This is a genomic window from Halobacillus massiliensis (assembly GCF_900166625.1).
Taxonomy (GTDB): Bacteria; Bacillota; Bacilli; order Bacillales; family Halobacillaceae; genus Halobacillus_A; species Halobacillus_A massiliensis.
Genome location: NZ_LT800499.1, coordinates 747909 through 763754 on the forward strand (window position 1 = coordinate 747909; position 15846 = coordinate 763754).

The window sequence follows — 15846 nt, forward strand, 5'->3', positions numbered from 1 at the left end:
AGGCTTGCAAAGAAACATAGGTTTCTTTGCAAGCCGAATCTTAATTATTTGTCTGTGTTGTTACTACTTTTTTCCTCAATCATTTCTGTTTCGTCAAGATAGCGAAGAAGATCACCATATACGATGGAGTCGGATAAACCGAGTTCTTCTTCGGCTTCATCAAACCCAGGCGTACACAAGTCTGCTTCTACTTCTTCACCTGTTTCACGGTCATAGCAGGCTTCATTGACACCGACATAATCTTCATTTGCGAAGTTGCCATCGCGTGTAATGACCATTTCATCGCGTTCTTCGCTAAATAAGTCTTGTCCGAACTGTACAGGGTTTTCATCCTGTACACCGAGCATATTCATAATGGTCGGACGTAAATCAATTTGTCCTCCGAGCGTGTCATACTCTTTAGGCTCAATACCTTCTCCAATCATTAGGAGAGGGACACGCTGAAGCTGAAACTGCTCATAATCATTGATGTCTTTGTCTAAATATTCTCCCATCGCTTTTTGATGGTTTTCAGAAATTCCGAAGTGATCGCCATAAATAACAAGCACGGTATCATCGTAAAGATCAGAAGCTTTAAAGTCTTCAACGAATTGCTTTAACGCTTCGTCCTGATAACGGATCGTTTGGAAATAACGATTTAATGTACCGCTTGACGTATCTCCTTCTTCAATGAGTTTCTTTTCTTCAGGAAGTGTAAACGGGTGATGATTCGTTAATGTAATCATCTTGTTATAAAACGGCTGGTCCAATTCTTCCATCTTATCAAGAGAATCACTAAAGAAATACTCGTCTAAATAGCCCCAGCCGAAGGATTTATCCTCCGTCACATCATAATCTTCTTTATCAAAAAATTCGTCATAACCAAGGGAATCATACATAGTATTTCGGTTCCAGAATGTTCCATCATTGGCATGCATAACAGTTGAGGTATAACCATTCTCTCCAAGTACTTCAGGAGTAGCTTCATACTCATTTCCAGCATGGGTGAAAAAAGCTGCCCCACGGTTCAGCCCGTATAATGAGTTATCCAGCAAAAATTCTGAATCTGAAGTTCGTCCCTGTTTTACCTGGTGATAGAAATTTGAAAAATAGGCTCCTTCTTCTTTTAAGTCATTAAAATAAGGAGTAAGTTCTTCACCGTTTAATGTATTATCAACGACAAAGGTCTGCGTACTTTCAAGGGATAAAACAATCACATTTTTCCCTTCTGCTACTCCTGTCATTTCAGAATTCGGCTCTACCTTTTTCTCGTTAATATAGTTCAATGCCGGCACCAGTTCATTGCTGTCAGCAAAGGTCTTCTTCATTTTTGTCTGACCTTGTACCAACGTATCGTAAACATGATAATCCAGTACCCCAATATTCTTCACTAATAAATTCCGGTCAAAAGCACGAGTCAGAAGCTCTGGACGTTCAGTCTGAGCCCAAGCTAAGTTGACGATAAATAAAGGAATGGCAATCATAGCCATGATTAAGCCTTCTTTTCGTCTAGGCATAAAGCTTTGGAAACGTGACGGCTTTAAATAAAACAAGAGAAAAATCGCTGCAAAAACATCGACAAACAGCAGGAGATCAGATGCTGAGAGAATGTCTGATATGCTGCCGCCAAGTCCTGCGAGATTAGCTGCCTGACCGAGCATCGGAATCGTAATAAAATCATTATATTCCCGGTAGAATAGCACATTTGCATATAATAGGATAGAACCTATGATATAGGCGCCAAGCAGCCCTTTACGCCCGGCCAGCAAGATCCCCAGTCCAAATAAAAGGAAAATACTGCTGAGAGGATTAAAGGCAAGGATCGCCGATTGATTTATATTTTCCATATTTAAAGCAAATACTCCGCCTTGAATAAATGTCATCTTCAGCCAGAACATGGCAATAACTACTGTATAAGTTATATTCTTTTTAGAACTAAAAAAGCTTCTCAATTTATTAAACATGGCATAACCTCCAATGATATATATTTAAGTCTCTATAATGTGCCTTCAGGAGCAGCTAAAAACTATATATCGCCATATTTAACCGAAGAGATCATCATTTTATTCAATGTTAATAATTAACATATACCTTTTTAAAATAATTCTAATAGAGTAAGTTATAAAGCTGAAAATTGCAACAGATATCACATAATGTTCATAAATAGCGGTTTCAAAGGATGAGCTACTTTTTTAGGAAATGAACAGTGTGGAAATGGATTAACATTCACCTTATGACCAGCTGAACATTCAATAGTAAGTGAGCTTTTAGTAAAGGGGATTCTTTAAGTGAACACATCCATTGGATAACGACTTGTTGTCCTATTTTCAGTATTCATCAAAGCTATATTTTTAAACCTGCCTTGCGGTTGTAGATGGATATGTTCCGGAAGAGCTCAAGTTATATATGAAGAAGTGTTAGAAGGTAAAAGCATGAGGCGACCAGTTTAGTCTTTAAAGATTGAAAGGACTGCCATATCAGCAGTCCTTTCGATGTTATATGTTACTTCCAATCAACTTGAGATTCATGGCATTCAAACCAGCCGAGCCATTCGGAAAGAGCGCAGCCAGCCTGAAATCCAACTTCGCCATCCTTATAGGACCCCCCAAAAGAAGTAGAGCCCATCATTTCTTTAGATGACTGCTCTGCTGCGTTCACATAGTCTGTACCCGTAAAGCTTCCAAAGCTTAAGACAAGTACAGCGGCTAAAGCCATTGCAAATCGTACAGCTTTTTTCATATTATTCTCCCCTTTCCTCTTCAACATGTGAAAACACTTATGTAATTCTTAACGATGAACTTCCTTTCAAACCTTACCAATCTTGTTAAAAAATTTCAATCCCCAAAGCCAAAGACTTTGAGGAGGGAATTCTCAGCAGCAGGATGTACAGCAGACTGCTGGCTTGTTAACTTTTTTAGAGTTTAGCTTATATAGAGTGAACGGTTTTTTCAGTTTGGAGATTTCTATAATATCCTCTGGATTTTCCTTCAATTCCTCGATCCTTTTAGCCATGGCATAAACGTTAAACATAATTAATCCTCCTCAACTGCAGCAATGCCGTTCAGTTGTAACTTCTTCAGCATCCTGCTTCGTATAAAAAAATTCCCATTCATTGCCGTCTGGATCAGTAATCCAGAATTTATCCTGCAGGGCATAACAGCAGTTCGTATTTTTTTCTTCCCGCGTGAAAAATCCAAGCTTCTCAAGGCGATGCTTATGATGGTCTATGTCTTCCTGTTTTTCGACTTGAATTCCAAAGTGTCCCACCTGGTTTCCTGTTACATTCGGGCGCACATTCAATGTGAAATTGAGCTGTAAGTTCTTCGGTAAGTATTTCGCATAGTCGGCTTTTTGTTTTATTGGAGGTTCATCAAAGACCTTATTATAAAACTTTATTGATCGTTCAAGGTCTGCCACATTTAAGCCAATATGAATATTCATTACCATTTCTCCCTTTATCAATTTTTTTTGATTTATTAAATAAAAAAATTAATCACGACGGAACAAACAGCAAAGCTCTTCGGATAACAGATGGTTGATTTCTGAATGATTTAAGGTGTAGTAGCTCCATGTCCCTCTCGTCTCTTTCTCAATCAACTCGGCATCCATTAAAATCTTTAAATGGTAGGACAGTTTGGATTGAGGGAGTTCCAGTTTTTCAGAGAGATCACACACACATACCTCGCCATGTTCAGTAATTTCATGAAGAATATGAAGTCGTTTCTGATCAGCTAAAGCCTTAAATTTTTTTTCATATTTACTAAACGTACTTTCTAAAGATACATCAGTTAAAGGAAGTTCTTTATTCACATCATTCCCTCCTTACATCAATTTTTTTTGATGTATTAAGCATATTTCAGTCTATGCAGAAAGTCAATGTTAAATAATCAAAAAAAATTGATTAATGAATAAAAGAGATTTGTTGTTGCATATATAAGTATATGCTAATATAATGATGGTGATCGAAAGGTGAGGTGATGGAATGGAGAAAACAGTAATTGAGTTAGAAGATGCCGCTAAGTCATTAAAGCTGTTAGGAGATAAAACGCGTTTAACGATTTTAGGGCTTATCAAGGATAGTGAGTGTTGTGTTTGTGAATTTGTAGAAGTGCTGCAAATGAGCCAGCCTTCTGTGAGTCAGCACCTGAGAAAGCTTCGAGATGCAGGTCTTGTTAAGGAACAGCGGAGAGGACAGTGGATTTTTTATTCTATGAACCGTTCTCATGAAACATACCCGCTCATTCTGCACATTTTAGAACAGATACCTGATCAGCAGGAGAAATTAAGGGCATTGGAACAAGAGGGATTACGGATCCAATGTGACTAACAGGGAGTGTATTTGGATTTGGCGATTATTGCAAGTCTCATTTTTCTTTTAACATTAGTATTAGTGATCTGGCAGCCGAAAAATTTAGGAATCGGCTGGTCAGCTTGTGGGGGAGCTATACTCGCTTTACTATTTGGTGTCGTTAATTTTCAGGATGTTGCTGATGTGACGGGAATTGTCTGGAATGCCACGCTCGCTTTTATAGCGATTATTATCATCTCTTTAATTCTTGATGAAATTGGCTTTTTTGAATGGGCCGCTTTACATATGGCCCGTATTGCTAAGGGAAACGGGAAGAAAATGTTTGTGTATGTGATTCTTCTCGGAGCCGTTGTAGCAGCTTTGTTCGCAAATGATGGGGCAGCATTAATCCTGACACCGATTGTGCTTGCTATGGTAAGAAACCTCAATTTTAAAGAAACGATGATTCTGCCGTTTATAATGGCAAGCGGGTTTATTGCTGATACAGCTTCACTGCCGCTTATTGTCAGCAACTTAGTGAATATTGTATCTGCAGACTTCTTTGGGATTGGTTTTATTGAATACGCATCAAGGATGATCGTTCCGAATTTCTTCTCAATTGGAGCTAGTATTCTCGTGTTGTTCCTGTTCTTTAGGAAGAGCATTCCCGCGGACTACGATTTAAGTCAGCTTCAAGAACCGAAGAAGGCCATTCAGGATCATAAAATGTTTCGATTATCATGGGCGGTTCTTGCTGTACTGCTTATCGGCTATTTTGCAAGTGAGCCGCTTGAAATTCCAGTATCTATCATCGCTGGTATTGTGGCGATCTTCTTCTTAATAATGGCAAGAAGGAGTTCAGCTGTTGAAACTACCACAGTTGTAAAAGGTGCGCCTTGGGCCATTGTATTTTTCTCGATTGGGATGTACGTTGTTGTTTATGGTCTTCGTAATGTCGGGTTGACCGATGTGTTAGCTGGTATTATTCAATACACAGCGGATCAGGGATTATTCGCAGCCACCATTTCGATGGGCTTTATTGCGGCAATCCTGTCATCGGTCATGAATAACATGCCGACCGTTATGATTGATGCTTTAGCTATCGCTGAAACGAGTACTTCAGGCACGATACGTGAAGCTTTAATCTACGCAAATGTAATCGGATCAGATTTAGGACCAAAAATTACACCGATCGGTTCCTTAGCGACACTGCTTTGGCTGCACGTGCTTTCTACAAAAGGAGTGAAAATCTCCTGGGGTTATTACTTTAAAGTGGGAATTATTTTAACAGTGCCTACCCTATTTATTACGTTAGTCGGCCTTTACCTGTGGCTGCTGATCATCTAAATTTATTATCTACCATAAAGGAGAAATCAACATGACAAAAAAACCAGTTTTATACTTTTTATGCACAGGAAACTCTTGCCGCAGCCAAATGGCTGAAGGGTTTGGGAAGAAATATCTTGGAGATAAATATGAGGTTCGCTCTGCCGGCATTGAAGCTCACGGCTTAAACCCTAATGCGGTTAAAGCGATGAAAGAAGTGGATATTGATATTTCTGACCAGACTTCTGATATTATCGATCCGGACATTTTAAATAACGCGGCCTATGCGATCACACTTTGCGGCGATGCCAATGACAAATGTCCAATGACACCTCCGCACGTGACTCGTTTCCACTGGGGATTTGACGATCCGGCGAAAGCGGAAGGAACAGATGAAGAAAAATGGGCGGTTTTCCAGCGTGTCCGTGACCAGATTAGTGATCGAATCCAGAGCTTTGCTGAAACGGGTAAATAAAAGAGGATTCAGCCAAAACATAGGAAGTTTTGGCTGCTCTACTATTTTATATATAAGCATATAATTATTTAGTTGTGGAGGGGTAATAATGAATAAGCTTGAGATTTATGATCCGGCGATGTGCTGTTCTACAGGTGTGTGTGGACCAAGTGTTGATCCGGAATTAACACGAGTAGCCAGCGCTGTTTTTTCATTACAGAAAAAAGATTTTTCGATTGAACGATACAATCTAGCCGATGAACCTGGGAAATTCACGGAAAATCCAAAAGTAACCAACTTTCTTCGCGAAAAGGGAGCTGAAGCACTTCCTATTGTCCTGCTGGATGGGGAAATCGTGTTGGAATCTAAATATCCTTCAAATGCTCAGCTGTCCGAATGGTTTGAAATTGAAGCAGAAGAGTTAAAGAAAAAGCCTCAGCAGAACCCTGTAACTATAGATATAAGCCAGCTGAAATCATAGGATGTGAGAAATATGTATCAACCATTTAATCCAAATACCGTTGTGAAGACGAAGTTTTTATTTTTCACGGGTAAAGGAGGGGTCGGTAAGACATCAACAGCATGCGCGACCGCGATCCACTTAGCTGATCAAGGCAAAAAAGTTCTGATCGTAAGTACAGATCCAGCCTCCAACCTGCAGGATGTATTGGAAGTTGAGTTGACAAACACACCCGTATCAGTTCCAGGTGTAGAGAGTTTATTCGCTTCAAATATCGATCCGGAAGAATCAGCTGAAAAGCTTCGTGAAAAGGTAATTGGTCCTTACCGGGAACTATTGCCGGAGTCAGCTATTTTAAGTATGGAGGAGCAATTATCGGGAGCTTGTACGGTCGAGATGGCTGCGTTCGATGAATTTGCCAGCATCATTTCTGACAGTTCAATCAGCGGTCAGTATGATCATATTATTTTTGATACCGCCCCTACCGGCCATACATTAAGGCTTCTTCACCTTCCAACAGCCTGGAATGGGTTCCTGGAGGAGAGCACTCACGGGGCCTCCTGCCTTGGGCCTTTATCCGGCATGAAGGAAAAGAAGAAGCTATATGAACAGACGGTGGAAGAGCTGTCAGACTACAAGAAAACAACGTTGATTTTAGTGACTAGGCCGGAAGCCGCTTCGTTAGCAGAGGCCAACCGTTCAGCACAGGAGCTGGAAAACATCGGAGTAACCAACCAGCTTCTTATAGTGAATGGACTATTGAGATCTCATCTGCCGGAAGACGATATCTCAACCGCTTATTACAATCGTCAGCAAAAAGCACTTCGGAGTATGCCGGCTGAACTGAACCAGAAAGTCATCTATTCCCTCCCGCTCGTTTCTTATAACTTAACGGGATATGGGAGTCTTCGACATCTCTTTAAGCAATACGACTTACCCGCTCAAGCAGAAGAGAAGGTAGAGGTAAAAAGCAAGCTGCCTGAATTAGGGAATCTCGTTGAAAAGCTTTCTAACAACCCGGGCAAAGTCATTTTTACGATGGGCAAAGGCGGTGTTGGAAAAACAACGGTAGCTTCCTCGCTGGCTGTCGGCTTGGCAGAAAGAGGCCATAACGTACATTTAACGACAACAGACCCGGCTTCCCATTTAAAATATATCTTTTCTGGAGAAACGGAGAATGATCGGATAACGGTCAGCTCGATTAATCCCAAGGAAGAAGTCAACAAGTACAAAGAAGAAGTCTTGGGAAAAGCAGGCGATAGTCTCGATGAGGATGCTTTAGACTACTTGAGAGAAGATCTCGAATCCCCTTGTACAGAAGAAATCGCTGTCTTTCGTGCCTTTGCCGAACAAGTGGCCAAATGTAAGGATGAAATCGTAGTCATAGATACAGCTCCCACCGGACATACATTGCTTCTTTTGGAGTCAGCGGAGGATTATCATAAGGAACTTACGCGCTCCACCGGTGAGGTTCCGGACAGTGTGAAAGAATTGCTTCCTCGCCTGCGAAACCCTCAAGAAACCAGTGTTGTCATTGTGACATTAGCTGAAGCAACCCCAGTTCTTGAATCCTCTAGATTACAAAAGGATTTGGAAAGGGCGCGTATTAAGCCTGAGTGCTGGGTGATAAACCAAAGCCTGTATGAAGCAGGGACGAAAGATCCTGTACTGTCAGGCCGGGCAAGTACAGAAGGCAAATGGATTACGGAAGTTCAGAAGCTGACGAAAGAAGCTTATATTATTCCATGGAATATTGAAGAGAGTATTGGCTATTCAAAGCTGAAGCAGTTAACTACACATTAATTTTTGGAGGCATCATTATGGAAAAAGTAGTGATTTTAGGCACAGGACCGGCTGGTCTGACTGCTGCTGTTTATCTGGCAAGAGCGAACATGAATCCCCTGGTCATTGAAGGGCCGGAGCCTGGGGGGCAACTAACACTGACACCAGAAGTAGAAAACTTTCCCGGCTTTCCTGAAGGAATTATGGGACCTGAGCTTATGGATAATATGAGAAAGCAGGCGGAGCGGTTTGGTGCCCAGTTTAAACGAGGATGGGTAACGGATGTAAATGTGGCAAATCGGCCTTTCAAACTGTCTGTAGATGGATTGGGAGAGATCGTAACTGAATCGTTAGTCATCTCAACGGGAGCATCAGCTAAACTGCTTGAAATCCCAGGGGAGAAAGAGAACATCGGAAAAGGGGTCAGCACATGTGCGACGTGTGATGGTTTCTTTTTTAGAGGAAAAAAGGTCATCATTGTCGGTGGAGGAGACTCGGCAATGGAGGAAGCTAACTTCCTGACTAAATTTGCAAGCGAAGTGCAAGTCGTTCATCGTCGCAAGGAACTAAGAGCCTCCAAAATTATGCAGGATCGTGCTAAGAGTAATGAAAAAGTAACATGGGCTTTAAATAAAACCCCCGTTGAAATGGTATCAGACGACTTGAAAATTACCGGGCTTAAGGTAAGAGACAATGAAACAGGGGAGGAGGAGACAATTGAGACCAATGGTATATTTGTAGCCATCGGTCATAATCCCAATACAGCATTTCTTAAGGGGAAACTGGATATGGATGAAAAAGGCTATATTCTGGTAGAACCGGGAACGACGAATACAAATATTCCAGGTGTCTTTGCCTGCGGGGATGTACAGGATCAGAAATATCGACAGGCGATCACAGCGGCTGGTACCGGATGTATGGCTGCAATGGATACAGAAAGATTTCTCGAAGGTGAAGCTGTACACGACTGGAGTCAAACCCTATAACAGAGGAGGCCTCAATAAATGAAGATTACTGAGGAAGCGAAGGGAACGTTAATTAATCTATTAGGAGAACAGGGAGCAGAAAGTGTTCGACTTTTCTCAGCAGGCGGAGGCTGCTGCGGGCCGCAAATAGGTCTATCTCTAGAATCTGCTCAAGATACAGATAAAATCAAGGAAGTTAATGGCATCCAATTGGCTATCGATCCTCAAGTAGAGGATTTGGTGAAAGAGGTCACGTTAGATAAACAAGGAGAGCAGTTTGTATTATTAGGCTTAAGTAATTGCTGCTAGAGAAAAAGGAGGCTGTCTACACGGGCAGCCTCCTTTTTGCATTAATCGATTCCCACTGTTTCACTTCTTCTTTCAAGCAGCAGGACATCTCTCCACACTCCATTCATTTTCCCAAGTCGCTTACGCAAGCCGACGATCTCAAATTCAGCTTTTCTGTGCACGGCGACACTTGCCTTATTTTCGGGAAAGATGCCTGCCTGAAGCGTCCAGATATTTAACTTCTCACTTTCATCCACCAGCTTTTCGAGCAGAGCACTACCGACTCCTTGACCACTATAATCAGATGCCACGTAGACGGTGACTTCCGCTACTCCTGAATAAACACAGCGGCTCGAAGTTGAAGTTAAAGCCGCCCATCCAATGACTCTTCCTTTTCTTCGAGCCACAATGCGCCCGTCTACCATATGACTGGCGTCCCATTTACACCAAGATGGAGCTTCCTGCTCAAAGGTGGCATGGCCTGTTTGAATGCCTTCCAGGTAGATATTCCGGACTTGCGGCCAATCCTCATATTTCATTTGGTTTAAGATCATCTCGTTAACTTGAAATTTTTGTTCAAAAGCTGTCATTCTCATCGTCCCTTCATAGGCAAATTAAGACACAACTAATCTACGATTTCAATCTCAAACGCTTTGGTCATAGATCCAAGAAATTCATCTTCTTCATTCGTCCATTCTAAATAAATAACATAACTTTCCTTTCCATCTTCTTTATTTGTGCCATTGACCTCGATTTCTCTTCTTTCAAGTATATGGTCCTCTGAACTCCTTGCTCCTCCGCGTGTAAACATGTTGGAATAGGAAGCCTCCGATGGCTCTATGCCCTGAGTTTCAACTTTTATGGAATCTCCATTTTTAACTTCGGACGTATCAAGTCCACGTGTTAAATCATTACGGCTCAGATTGCCGGTCACAGCTCCCTCATCTGCACATTTATTTCTAAAACAGCTTTTTACATCTTTTGCATCAATTTCTTCACCTTCATAAGTAAAAGAAACGGCAGGTCGTGGATTAAGTTCATCGATGACCTCTTTGTCCGGGCTGTCGTCCCCAAATTGACATGCAGTTAATAGAAGAAACGAACAAAAGAAAACTATAACTTTTCCCAAGATAGAGAACCTCCAATAGTTAGCCGTAAGGAAATATTTGGTGATTTATTGTAACATGAAAACAAGAGATCAAAAACCAGTAGATGGATCTTTTCAAATAAGAAGGTGTCGGTATATCCATTGAAAATTACGCTTAATAAGAACGAACAAATTATTGTCGACAAGGAGAGAAAGATGACGTTGCATTTTTCAGAAGGGGAGTAAATACTTATTTTTTACATATTTTTTTCCTGCATCTATGATAAAATTTCCATATTATAGATATTGGGAAGAAGGCTTACGATGGAGTTTATAACTGAGAAAGTGATTTACATCGCGCTGTTTATTTTAATCATCCATACGATTGAAACATTAGCCTATGCTGTGCGGCTATCTGGAGCGAGAGTGGGGCTGATCGCCTCCGCTCTCTCTTTGTTTAACTTAATGGTAATTGTCTCAAGGATGGCCAATATGATGCAGCAGCCATTTACCGGGAGCCTTGTTGATACAGCGTCAAGTACAAATACACTAGGTTTTGTGGAAAGTCAGTATCGTCTCATAATTGGAGCATCAACTATCGGTACTCTGCTCGGAATGGTACTGCTCCCAACGTTTGTTGCCCTCTTCTCACGATCGATCATTCATTTATCAAAAAAGGGAGGTTCAGTTCCCTCCTTATTTAAAACTATTTTTTCAATGGAATATATTAAACGCGGGCTTCACCAGATGCATTGGCCTTCAAGTAAATATTTAAAAGGGATATCATTTAAGCAGATACCTAAACGTTTGTTTCTCGTCAATATGGTCGTTACTTCGATTTACACGATCGGGGTCCTGTCTGCGCTGTATGCTGCTCTTCTGGCGCCAGAGCGGGCATCGACTGCAATAATGGCCTCTGGATTAATTAATGGAATCGCCACGATATTACTAGTTATTTTTATAGACCCCAAAATCTCGGTTATGGCCGATGATGTCATTAATAAACGAGGAGATTATTTACAATTGAAAAATGTCTCCTTAATGATGGTAGCTTCACGTTTTCTTGGCACACTGCTCGCTCAGCTTTTGTTCATTCCAGGAGCGGAATACATTGCCTGGTTTACGAAATTTATCGTTTAGTAAGCAGAAAGGGAGATGTTTTCGATGAACGTCCACTATCAATGTCATACTTGCGGAACGACTTATAAAGTTAATCCGTACATTTGGAAATGTACGTGCGGGGGAGTTTTCGACCTTATAAAAGGTAATGTATCTTTTTCTGCCTCTATGGTCGATAAGAATACTCCTTCGATGTGGCGTTACAATGCAGCCATGCCAATTGATCGAACCTTTTGGAAAAACATAACGATGGGGGAAGGGAACACTCCCTTAATTCCTTTAGAAGAGAATGTTCAAGTAAAAGTAGATTACATGATGCCTACACTGTCATTTAAAGACCGCGGGGCTGCCGCACTAATTTCAAAAGCGAAAGAAATGGGGGTAGAGCATGTCATTGCCGACAGCAGCGGAAATGCCGGAACAGCGATTGCGGCTTATGCAAAGCGAGCGAATATTTCGTGTGACATTTTTCTAGGTGAAGGAACTTCTGATAAGAAAATGGCTCAAGTTAAAGCACATGGGGCCGATATTCGTGTCGTTAAAGGATCACGGGAAGATGTAGCCGAAGCAGCTAAGCGGGCCGTTGAGGAAGAAGGGAAATTCTATGCAAGTCATGTGTATAATCCCTTTTTCTATGAAGGGACAAAAACGTACGCCTATGAGATATGGGAGCAGCTGGATGAAATGCCGGATACGCTCATTATTCCAGTGGGTAATGGAACACTGCTGCTGGGCGTTTATTATGGATGCAAAGAGCTGCTGGAAAACGGGCTGATTGATAAATTGCCAAAAATTATAGCAATTCAAGCAGAGAATTGCGCACCGATTGCTAAAGCATTTACCAGTGGAGAGCAAGCGGCTCTACCAGTTGAAAATACGGGGACTCTTGCTGAAGGAATCGCCATTGCCAGACCGGCAAGAGCAGCCACTATTTTAGAAGCTGTACGTCAAACAGATGGACAATTCCTTACAGTAGATGAAGAAGAGATTGCCCATTCCCGGTCAGTATTAGCGGGAAAAGGTTTTTACGTGGAGCCGACAACAGCGGCCAATTATGCAGGATTTTTAAAGTATAATCGCAGTATGAATGAAAAAGTAATTATTCCTCTTTGCGGCGCGGGAATAAAAGTGTAAGGAGAGGCTGCTTTGAAAATTGAGCCTAAAGTGTATCAGGGAGAAAAAGTATGTTATACCCTTAGATCAGCCGTAGAATCTGATGCCAAAAGTCTCGCCAAAGTGAGGCTGGAAATCGATGGAGAAACCGAGTATCTCGATAGAGTACAAGGAGAAGGGTATATTGATGAGCAAGGTTTTAAAGACCTCATTACTAGAGACACAGAACTTGATCATCACTTGTTTTTAGTAGCGGATGTAAGTGGGAAAGTCGTCGGTTTTTCAAGATGTGAAAGCAGTAACTTAAAAAGAACGATACATAAAGTTGAATTTGGTATCGGAATTTTAAAAGAATATTGGGGAAATGGAATCGGAAAGAACATGATAAAAGAATCGATACGCTGGGTAGACTCTATCGATCTTAAGAAAATGACGCTTAGTGTACTGGAAACCAATAATAAAGCGATAGAGCTTTATAAAAATTTAGGATTTGAAATCGAAGGAAGATTGAAGAAAGACAAACGGCTTTCTGATGGTAAGTATTATGATACGATTCTAATGGCCAGGTTTGCTTCTCAGTCTATTATAAATGAAGGAAATAATAAGAAATAATGATGGTTTGCTTTTGTAATGTCATCAATCGTCCATTATTTTATAACTTACTGAAATTCTAATCTTTTTATATTTATCAAAAATGTTAGTGTGATGAATTGTTGCAAAAATGGGAAGGGGAAATCTTCCTGTTGGACAATTGAAAAACGTGAAAACTACTGATACTATTAGGAAAAAACGTCTTGATAAATGAGGGAATGATCATGCCGAGAGAATCGAAGCGGGAAAAGATTTTAGAAGCTGCCGCTAAAATTGTGAAGGAAAAAGGCAGTGATGCATTAACATTGGATGCCGTTGCCAAGTGCGCAGAAGTTAGTAAGGGTGGACTGTTATATCACTTTTCTACTAAGGAAGCGCTCGTTAAGGGGCTTGTGCAGCATATGGATGATATTTACCGGCATAATGTAGAATCTCTTGTAGAAGAGGAAGAAGATGACAACGGAAAGTGGGCCCGGTCTTTCATTAATGTAATGCATGCAAAGAGTGTGGAGAATGAAACGATCAGCGCTGGTATGCTGGCAGCTCAGGGCATTAATCCTAAGCTGCTCAAACCATTACAAGATACATATGCAGACTGGCAGAATCATATCGAGCATGATGGGATAGACCAGGTGGATGCCACCATTCTCAGGCTTGCTGTTGATGGTTTGTGGCTGTCCGAAATCTTTGGCCTCGGTCCGTTGAATCCGAGTTTAAGAAAAAAAGTGCTGGAACGACTCCAGGAGTTGACATATTCAAATGATTATTAAAAAAGTCATCGGCCGGTAAATGGCCGATGACTTTTTTATTCTCTCATTATTACGAGGCATCTCGTTTGTCTTCCTTTCCTTCGTTTGCTTCGCGATCCTGATTGACCATTTTGACAAAGGACCAGCCGAGCATCGGCAGAATAAATAATAAAGGAAAACCTCCGATAATGCTGATTGTCTGCAATGTCGTTAATCCTCCGAGGTACAGAAACGTAATCGGAAGGACAGATAGGGCTAATGCCCAGAACAAACGATTCCACCGGACGGGCTCTCCTTCGACATGTTTCTGTGTAACGGAAGCAATGACATAGGAACCAGAATCATAAGTGGTTGCAAGAAAAACAACGGCCAGCAAAGTAAAGATTGTAATAGCTGCTTTGGAGAACGGCAGCTGTGTTAAAGTGCCGACAATCGCTGCTGCGTCTCCCTGATTGTTCATGACTTCAATCACAGGATATTGTCCGGTCAATTCTAGATGCATGGAGAAATTACCGAGAATGCCAAAGAACAGAATGGTTCCCAGGCTTCCAAAAACAATCGTACCAAAAATGACCTGGCGGATCGTACGGCCTTTTGAAATACGTGCGATAAACATGCCGACAAACGGAGCATAAACAATCCACCATGCCCAGTAAAAGACAGTCCAGCCTTCAGGGAAACCTGTGCGCTCAAACGGGCCGAGATCATTAAAAGGTTCAGTCCAAAGGCTCATCGTAAAGAAGTTATCCATCATCCGTCCAAGCGCAGTTCCGGTCGCCTCCATCATAAAGGTTGTAGGACCGACAGAGAAAATAAAGATTAACAGAACAAAACCCATCCAAAGGTTTATATCACTGAGACGGCGAATGCCTTTTTGCAGACCTGAGTAAGCGCTAAACCCAAAGATCAGTGTACAAATAAATAACACCACGGTTTGTGTAGCAAGATTATCCGGAAGGCCAAACAAATTGTTTAAACCTGCAGAAATGATAGGTGCAGACAGAGCAAGTCCTGTTCCGCCTCCTCCTAAAAGTCCGAACATAAATAGTACATCTACAATTCTTCCTACCGGACCATCTGTATACTTTCCAAGCACGGGTCGACAGGCTTCACTCACTTTAAATACATCCACCTTTTTAACGAAAAACATATATCCGATCGGCAGAGCCGGGATCGCAAACATCGCCCATGCGATCGGGCCCCAATGGAAGAAGCCATAAGTGGACGCCCATTGGATTGCTTCCTTCGTGCCAGCCTCAAGTCCAAAAGGAGGGCTTTGATAATAATACGCCCACTCAATAGCGCCCCAGTAAAGTATTCCTGTTCCAATTCCGCTTGTAAACAGCATGGCGGCCCACGATGATGTTCTGAATTCAGGCTTCGTCTTCTTATCTCCCAGTTTAATATCTCCATAGCGGCTGACTCCTATAAATAGAAGAAAGAGCAGCATGATTAAACCTATAGATAAAAACAAGAACCCTACTCTTTGTGTCATGATATCGTTTACCGCTAATACAATCTCCTTACCTTCTACAGGAAAAAGAATTAATGGCACAGCCACAATCACGAGCAATGACAGTGCACCGAAAAAAGTTTTCCAGTCTATGAGATGTTTACTCAAAACACATTCCCCCTTATTAAATTC

The 15846-nt window shown here is 41.5% G+C and carries 19 protein-coding genes; 11 read left to right on the forward strand and 8 right to left on the reverse strand.

Translation table 11 applies throughout. From position 1 onward, the window contains the following. Positions 1-44 precede the first annotated feature (44 nt). From B7E06_RS03695 to B7E06_RS03710, 5 genes are all read right to left on the reverse strand, one after another. Entirely contained in the window at positions 45-1943 is a 1899-nt protein-coding gene (locus B7E06_RS03695) for an LTA synthase family protein (RefSeq protein WP_082232720.1), read from the reverse strand. 538 nt (positions 1944-2481) lie between these two features. After that, positions 2482-2718 (reverse strand): hypothetical protein, encoded by a 237-nt coding sequence (locus B7E06_RS03700; protein ID WP_082232721.1) that lies wholly within the window; start codon positions 2716-2718, stop codon positions 2482-2484. A 132-nt stretch (positions 2719-2850) separates the two neighbouring features. After that, the gene (locus tag B7E06_RS21710) at positions 2851-3009 is read right to left on the reverse strand and encodes a hypothetical protein (protein WP_179133939.1); all 159 of its coding nucleotides are present in this window, start codon (positions 3007-3009) and stop codon (positions 2851-2853) included. 12 nt (positions 3010-3021) lie between these two features. Next, positions 3022-3420, reverse strand: coding sequence for an ArsI/CadI family heavy metal resistance metalloenzyme (locus tag B7E06_RS03705; protein ID WP_082232722.1), 399 nt, complete (start codon positions 3418-3420; stop codon positions 3022-3024). Positions 3421-3468: 48 nt separating this feature from the next. Beyond that, the gene (locus tag B7E06_RS03710) at positions 3469-3789 is read right to left on the reverse strand and encodes an ArsR/SmtB family transcription factor (RefSeq protein ID WP_082232723.1); all 321 of its coding nucleotides are present in this window, start codon (positions 3787-3789) and stop codon (positions 3469-3471) included. Positions 3790-3961: 172 nt separating this feature from the next. On the opposite strand from B7E06_RS03710, the gene B7E06_RS03715 reads away from it, so the two are divergent. The 7 genes from B7E06_RS03715 (at position 3962) to B7E06_RS03745 (ending at position 9563) form a co-directional block, all read left to right on the forward strand. Further along, the gene (locus B7E06_RS03715) at positions 3962-4306 is read left to right on the forward strand and encodes an ArsR/SmtB family transcription factor (protein ID WP_082232724.1); all 345 of its coding nucleotides are present in this window, start codon (positions 3962-3964) and stop codon (positions 4304-4306) included. 12 nt (positions 4307-4318) lie between these two features. Next, positions 4319-5614 (forward strand): arsenic transporter, encoded by a 1296-nt coding sequence (locus B7E06_RS03720; RefSeq protein ID WP_082232725.1) that lies wholly within the window; start codon positions 4319-4321, stop codon positions 5612-5614. Between the two features lie 31 nt (positions 5615-5645). Continuing rightward, positions 5646-6068 (forward strand): arsenate reductase (thioredoxin), encoded by a 423-nt coding sequence (gene arsC, locus B7E06_RS03725; RefSeq protein WP_082232726.1) that lies wholly within the window; start codon positions 5646-5648, stop codon positions 6066-6068. 88 nt (positions 6069-6156) lie between these two features. Then, positions 6157-6528, forward strand: coding sequence for an arsenite efflux transporter metallochaperone ArsD (arsD, locus tag B7E06_RS03730; protein WP_082232727.1), 372 nt, complete (start codon positions 6157-6159; stop codon positions 6526-6528). Between the two features lie 12 nt (positions 6529-6540). Continuing rightward, positions 6541-8310, forward strand: coding sequence for an arsenical pump-driving ATPase (gene arsA / locus B7E06_RS03735; RefSeq protein WP_082232728.1), 1770 nt, complete (start codon positions 6541-6543; stop codon positions 8308-8310). 17 nt (positions 8311-8327) lie between these two features. Further along, a complete protein-coding gene (trxB, locus tag B7E06_RS03740) occupies positions 8328-9275 on the forward strand; it encodes a thioredoxin-disulfide reductase (protein ID WP_082232729.1) in 948 nt (315 codons plus the stop codon). An 18-nt stretch (positions 9276-9293) separates the two neighbouring features. After that, complete coding sequence (locus B7E06_RS03745) at positions 9294-9563, forward strand: adhesin (protein WP_082232730.1); 270 nt, start codon at positions 9294-9296, stop codon at positions 9561-9563. 41 nt (positions 9564-9604) lie between these two features. On the opposite strand, the gene B7E06_RS03750 is transcribed toward B7E06_RS03745, so the two are convergent. Together B7E06_RS03750 and B7E06_RS03755 are read right to left on the reverse strand one after the other, a co-directional pair. Next, the gene (locus B7E06_RS03750; protein WP_245807664.1) at positions 9605-10132 is read right to left on the reverse strand and encodes a GNAT family N-acetyltransferase; all 528 of its coding nucleotides are present in this window, start codon (positions 10130-10132) and stop codon (positions 9605-9607) included. Positions 10133-10167: 35 nt separating this feature from the next. After that, positions 10168-10671: a hypothetical protein gene (locus B7E06_RS03755; RefSeq protein WP_082232731.1), complete on the reverse strand. Its 504-nt coding sequence runs from the start codon at positions 10669-10671 to the stop codon at positions 10168-10170. 282 nt (positions 10672-10953) lie between these two features. On the opposite strand from B7E06_RS03755, the gene B7E06_RS03760 reads away from it, so the two are divergent. The 4 genes from B7E06_RS03760 (at position 10954) to B7E06_RS03775 (ending at position 14222) form a co-directional block, all read left to right on the forward strand. After that, a complete protein-coding gene (locus B7E06_RS03760) occupies positions 10954-11769 on the forward strand; it encodes a lipid II flippase Amj family protein (RefSeq protein WP_082232732.1) in 816 nt (271 codons plus the stop codon). 24 nt (positions 11770-11793) lie between these two features. Then, positions 11794-12882, forward strand: coding sequence for a threonine synthase (thrC, locus tag B7E06_RS03765; RefSeq protein ID WP_082232733.1), 1089 nt, complete (start codon positions 11794-11796; stop codon positions 12880-12882). A gap of 12 nt (positions 12883-12894) precedes the next feature. Further along, positions 12895-13473 (forward strand): GNAT family N-acetyltransferase, encoded by a 579-nt coding sequence (locus B7E06_RS03770; protein WP_082232734.1) that lies wholly within the window; start codon positions 12895-12897, stop codon positions 13471-13473. Positions 13474-13676: 203 nt separating this feature from the next. After that, the gene (locus B7E06_RS03775) at positions 13677-14222 is read left to right on the forward strand and encodes a TetR/AcrR family transcriptional regulator (RefSeq protein WP_082232735.1); all 546 of its coding nucleotides are present in this window, start codon (positions 13677-13679) and stop codon (positions 14220-14222) included. Positions 14223-14271: 49 nt separating this feature from the next. On the opposite strand, the gene B7E06_RS03780 is transcribed toward B7E06_RS03775, so the two are convergent. Further along, positions 14272-15822, reverse strand: coding sequence for a BCCT family transporter (locus B7E06_RS03780; protein ID WP_082232736.1), 1551 nt, complete (start codon positions 15820-15822; stop codon positions 14272-14274). Between the last annotated feature and the right edge of the window lie 24 nt (positions 15823-15846).

Coding starts and splice junctions, on each gene's coding strand:
- B7E06_RS03695 (WP_082232720.1), bottom strand. CDS start 1,943: ATGTTTAATAAATTGAGAAGCTTTTTTAGTTCTAAAAAGAATATAACT.
- B7E06_RS03700 (WP_082232721.1), bottom strand. CDS start 2,718: ATGAAAAAAGCTGTACGATTTGCAATGGCTTTAGCCGCTGTACTTGTC.
- B7E06_RS21710 (WP_179133939.1), bottom strand. CDS start 3,009: ATGTTTAACGTTTATGCCATGGCTAAAAGGATCGAGGAATTGAAGGAA.
- B7E06_RS03705 (WP_082232722.1), bottom strand. CDS start 3,420: ATGAATATTCATATTGGCTTAAATGTGGCAGACCTTGAACGATCAATA.
- B7E06_RS03715 (WP_082232724.1), top strand. CDS start 3,962: ATGGAGAAAACAGTAATTGAGTTAGAAGATGCCGCTAAGTCATTAAAG.
- arsC (WP_082232726.1), top strand. CDS start 5,646: ATGACAAAAAAACCAGTTTTATACTTTTTATGCACAGGAAACTCTTGC.
- arsD (WP_082232727.1), top strand. CDS start 6,157: ATGAATAAGCTTGAGATTTATGATCCGGCGATGTGCTGTTCTACAGGT.
- arsA (WP_082232728.1), top strand. CDS start 6,541: ATGTATCAACCATTTAATCCAAATACCGTTGTGAAGACGAAGTTTTTA.
- trxB (WP_082232729.1), top strand. CDS start 8,328: ATGGAAAAAGTAGTGATTTTAGGCACAGGACCGGCTGGTCTGACTGCT.
- B7E06_RS03745 (WP_082232730.1), top strand. CDS start 9,294: ATGAAGATTACTGAGGAAGCGAAGGGAACGTTAATTAATCTATTAGGA.
- B7E06_RS03750 (WP_245807664.1), bottom strand. CDS start 10,132: ATGACAGCTTTTGAACAAAAATTTCAAGTTAACGAGATGATCTTAAAC.
- B7E06_RS03760 (WP_082232732.1), top strand. CDS start 10,954: ATGGAGTTTATAACTGAGAAAGTGATTTACATCGCGCTGTTTATTTTA.
- thrC (WP_082232733.1), top strand. CDS start 11,794: ATGAACGTCCACTATCAATGTCATACTTGCGGAACGACTTATAAAGTT.
- B7E06_RS03775 (WP_082232735.1), top strand. CDS start 13,677: ATGCCGAGAGAATCGAAGCGGGAAAAGATTTTAGAAGCTGCCGCTAAA.